Raw genomic sequence first — 3,529 nt, 5'->3', positions numbered from 1 at the left:
GCTTGTCGGAGTTGCCGACTTACTTGAAGGCAGTGCGTGCCTTCTCCGGGCTGATGCCGCCTCACCTTCGGAAGCAACATCATTGAGACTGGCGCCGACTCCTACCGGCTTGCACGGACGCGTGCTCAACAGGCCGATGGCTAAAAGTCCTTGGTCCATCCGGCTGCCGGAGCCCCGGACCACACCGCAAGTTCTCCACCCGGCATCGCCACAAAGCGCCAGTCTCCCGGGCCCGTCACCTGCCAGGCTTCAAATGCAGGATCGGCCTGGCAGCTGAGCTCCGTCCCATTGTCGAAGGCCAGTTGAAGCGTCCCCCTCTTGAAGGCGACAGCCGATACGACGTGGGCACCGAACAGTGCCAGAGCAGCCGCCACGTCCTGCCGATCCGGGTCCAACATCTGATCCCGACGTTCTCCGGCAGATGGCTCCTGCGACAGCCGACAGGGGCCCTCCAGGACAACCTCCGCACCCGCTTCGAGGAGAAGCGACAGCTGATAGTCGACGGTGATCCTGGTGACGCCCAGACCCCGAAGACCCAAGATCCACCGATCATCGTGCTCGACAAAGGCAGATTCGTTCACCCCCGCACGATGCCTTGCGGCAGGCCGATCGCGCCAGCTGGTGCCGTGACCGGATAGGTTCACCGAGGTCTCGTGGCCTGCGGGCGCGTGAGTCCGGCTGCTCCCGAGTTTCGGCTGGTCGCAGGGCGGAATGACCTCGATTGCATGGCTGTAATCAACTTGCTGACCGCCTTGGTGGGCAGGCAGGGTCTGGATCATGCTTGAACTACGCACCTTGGAACCAGACGACTGGCCCCTTTGGCGGGAGTTGCGACTGGCCGCGCTTGCTGAGGCGCCCTATGCGTTCGGATCGACGCTGGCCCAGTGGCAGGGCCCCGGCGACCGGGAGGAACGCTGGCGTGCCCGTCTCTCGATCCCTGGGGCGCACGATCTCGTCGCACTCCTCGACGGCCTTCCGGTGGGCATGGCCAGCGGAGTGCCGGGCGAGGGAGCGGAGGACGTGGAGTTGATCTCTATGTGGGTCAGCCCCACAGCCCGGGGCAAGGGAGTGGGTGACCATCTGATCCAGGCAGTCGAGCGGCGGTCGGCGGAGCGCGGTGCCACGGCGCTGCGGTTGTCCGTCAGACCGGACAACCGCAAGGCGACCGCGCTCTATGAGCGGCACGGTTTCACGGACACGGGCGAGCCCGGCGAGCTTCTGCCCGATGGCGTGGGCAGGGAGCGGGTCATGGCGAAGAGTCTGGCCGTGGTCTGATCTCCACATCCGGGCACGGCCGGATTCCCCACGTGCTCAGGCTGCGGCGGTGAGGTGTGTCCGCCCCAGCGGATGCCCTTCTCACTGCGGATGCGAGCGCGTTCCTTGCGTTCGGCAGCCAGGGCTTCGCGGTGGCGGGCGTTGGTGTTGCGCCAGCGGAGGTAGGCGTGCAGGACCCGGGTCTGGACGGTGTGGTTGGGGTGGTGGGAGTTGGCGATGGTGAACTGCCTCAGCGGTCCGAAGTGCGCCTCGATGGGGTTGGCCCAGGAGGCGTAGGTCGGAGTGAAGCACAGTTCGACCTTGTGCTTCTTTGCCCAGCGTCGGATCATCTCGCCCTTGTGGGCGGACAGGTTTTCCATGATCACGTAGATCGGTGTGCCGTCGGGCCGGGCAGCGCGGATCGACTTCAGCGCGGTCAGCGTGTTCGCAGCGCCTTCCTTGCGCCGGTTGACGCCCCACAGGGTGTCGTCGCCGACCGAGTAGCAGCCGTGGAAGTAGCACACCCCGTAGGTGCGGTGGTAGGTCGCGGGGTGCCGCTCGGGGCGTCCCTGCTCGGCCCAGGTCGACCCGGCGGTGGGCCGGATGCCGAGCGGGCCGAACTCATCGAAGGCGAAGACGCGGTCCGGGAAGTGCTCCATCAGGTGCTCGATGCGGTCGAGCTTGGCATCGCGCTCGGGGTCGGGGGACTCCCGACTCAGTTCGCTGAGACAGACCCTTCTCGAACTCGGTTGCTCTCCGACAGGCCCGTGAAGAAACTTCGGTCCGTGACCAAAACCGCGCGTGACCTTGCTCTGGAGCACTTCGCATGGATTGACGGCCATGCCGATGTGTGGGCGATCTTCCGAGACGCCGAGACCCTGAACGCAGTCGTCAAGGCGCTCGTCGAGCCGTTCCGCGAAGCCGGAATCACCGCGGTCTGCGGCGTCGAGTCGCGGGGTTTCCTGCTCGGTGCCGCCGCTGCGGTGGAACTGGGAGTCGGCTTCGTGCCAGTTCGCAAGGGTGACGGTCTGTTTCCCGGCGAGAAGGTCGAGTGCCGGGCGGCGCCGGATTACCGGCAGCAGCGCCATCAGCTTCGGCTTCAGCGATCTGCGCTGACGCGGGGCGACAGGGTGCTGCTGGTTGACGACTGGATCGAGACGGGAAGCCAGGCGGCCGCGGTCAGAGACATGGTCGCGGAGTGCGGCAGCAGCTGGGCGGGTTGCAGCGTCGTCGTTGATCAGCTCAGTGAGGAGCCGAGAGTGGCGGTCGGGCCGGTTCAGGCGTTACTGGCCTTCACTGACCTTCCGCTGTATCGGGCAGGCAAGTAGACCGGTCGAAGCCAGACGGCAGCCTTGCCCCGGCGGGCATCGTCCGGGCGAACTCCGCGTACGGCGGCCCGTTCGCCAACGGGCCAAGTCCGAGCTGGAGCTCACCGCCAAGGCCGGGAACAGGCCCCCAGATGCCAGGAGCTTTCGTTATCCGACCACGCCGACCGGTTGCGGAACGATCCTGCGCTGTCGTCACACCGGCAGATGACGCGCAGGTCTGCCTCGCGCAGCCGGGCCCCGGCCGGGCGATCCAGCCCGCCCTCCGCTGTTCCGCGATACTGCGCCGCGTCGGCCACGGCCTCCAGGGCAGGCCCAGTCTGCCGGCCCGGGACACATCGCCGGCCAGGTTCCCCGGTTCGGCTGTGAGCCGGGGAGCTGCCAAAAGTTCCGCAGCCCCCAGACGGGGAAACAAGCAGCTCAAGCGGGCTTTCTTCCTCTCCGCGTTCGCCGCCCTGGGCGACCCGGCCTCGCGGGCTAACTACGACAAGAAGATCGCCCAGGGCCAACACCACACCCAGGCCCTGCTCTGCCTCGCCAGACGCCGAGCCGACGTCCGCTTCGCGATGTTCAGGGACGGCACCTTCTGCGAACCGCAGCCGTCGGCCCCCATCACCTGAGCTGCGGGTCTGCGAGGAGGACGACCCGGTCGGCCTCAACGTCGAAGCCGAGCACCGGATGACCGTACTCGCCCTCCGGGTCCATCAGCACCGGCTTGCCCAGTCGGCGCCCGATTTCCCGAAAGAAGCCGCAGAGCACATCCAGCCGGTCCTGGCCCTGCAACTCCCGCAGGTCGACGTCGAAGTCGACTTCGTCGTCGGCATGGAACCTGAAGATCGCCAACACATCATCCGCCGGCCAGACCCGCAGGTCCGGGCACTCGGCATCCGCCGGACGGGACAGCACGACGTCCGCACGGGGCACCGGAAGCACCGCCTCCCCCTCGGAGT

Annotated in this window: 3 protein-coding genes and 4 pseudogenes; 4 read left to right on the top strand and 3 right to left on the bottom strand. The window is 67.2% G+C overall.

Going from position 1 to position 3,529, the window contains the following annotated elements:
- Positions 1–57 precede the first annotated feature (57 nt).
- Positions 58–144: pseudogene (locus tag ACQKIP_RS42990) on the top strand (IS21-like element helper ATPase IstB); the annotation flags it as partial.
- Here the strand turns inward: ACQKIP_RS42990 and ACQKIP_RS42985 are convergent.
- A complete protein-coding gene (locus tag ACQKIP_RS42985; protein ID WP_365867327.1) occupies positions 141–779 on the bottom strand; it encodes a DUF6188 family protein in 639 nt (212 codons plus the stop codon). The pseudogene ACQKIP_RS42990 and the gene ACQKIP_RS42985 sit on opposite strands and share 4 nt — an antisense overlap.
- Between ACQKIP_RS42985 and ACQKIP_RS42980 the strand changes: the two genes are divergently transcribed.
- The gene (locus tag ACQKIP_RS42980; RefSeq protein WP_365867329.1) at positions 778–1,275 is read left to right on the top strand and encodes a GNAT family N-acetyltransferase; all 498 of its coding nucleotides are present in this window, start codon (positions 778–780) and stop codon (positions 1,273–1,275) included. The genes ACQKIP_RS42985 and ACQKIP_RS42980 overlap by 2 nt on opposite strands.
- Before the next feature lie 59 nt (positions 1,276–1,334).
- Here ACQKIP_RS42980 and ACQKIP_RS42975 read toward each other — a convergent pair.
- A pseudogene (locus ACQKIP_RS42975) lies at positions 1,335–1,967 on the bottom strand (transposase); the annotation flags it as partial.
- Positions 1,968–2,039: 72 nt separating this feature from the next.
- Between ACQKIP_RS42975 and ACQKIP_RS42970 the strand changes: the two are divergent.
- The gene (locus ACQKIP_RS42970) at positions 2,040–2,582 is read left to right on the top strand and encodes a phosphoribosyltransferase family protein (protein WP_365867331.1); all 543 of its coding nucleotides are present in this window, start codon (positions 2,040–2,042) and stop codon (positions 2,580–2,582) included.
- A 395-nt stretch (positions 2,583–2,977) separates the two neighbouring features.
- Positions 2,978–3,199: pseudogene (locus ACQKIP_RS42965) on the top strand (IS110 family transposase); the annotation flags it as partial.
- On the opposite strand, the pseudogene ACQKIP_RS42960 reads toward ACQKIP_RS42965, so the two are convergent.
- Positions 3,192–3,529: pseudogene (locus tag ACQKIP_RS42960) on the bottom strand (hypothetical protein); the annotation flags it as partial. The pseudogenes ACQKIP_RS42965 and ACQKIP_RS42960 sit on opposite strands and share 8 nt — an antisense overlap.

Origin of the sequence: Streptomyces sp. NPDC059900, assembly GCF_050270335.1 — a bacterium.
Lineage (GTDB): Bacteria > Actinomycetota > Actinomycetes > Streptomycetales > Streptomycetaceae > Streptomyces.
This window is presented reverse-complemented; position numbering and strand designations above follow the sequence as displayed.

Coding starts and splice junctions, on each gene's coding strand:
- ACQKIP_RS42980 (WP_365867329.1), top strand. CDS start 778: ATGCTTGAACTACGCACCTTGGAACCAGACGACTGGCCCCTTTGGCGG.
- ACQKIP_RS42985 (WP_365867327.1), bottom strand. CDS start 779: ATGATCCAGACCCTGCCTGCCCACCAAGGCGGTCAGCAAGTTGATTAC.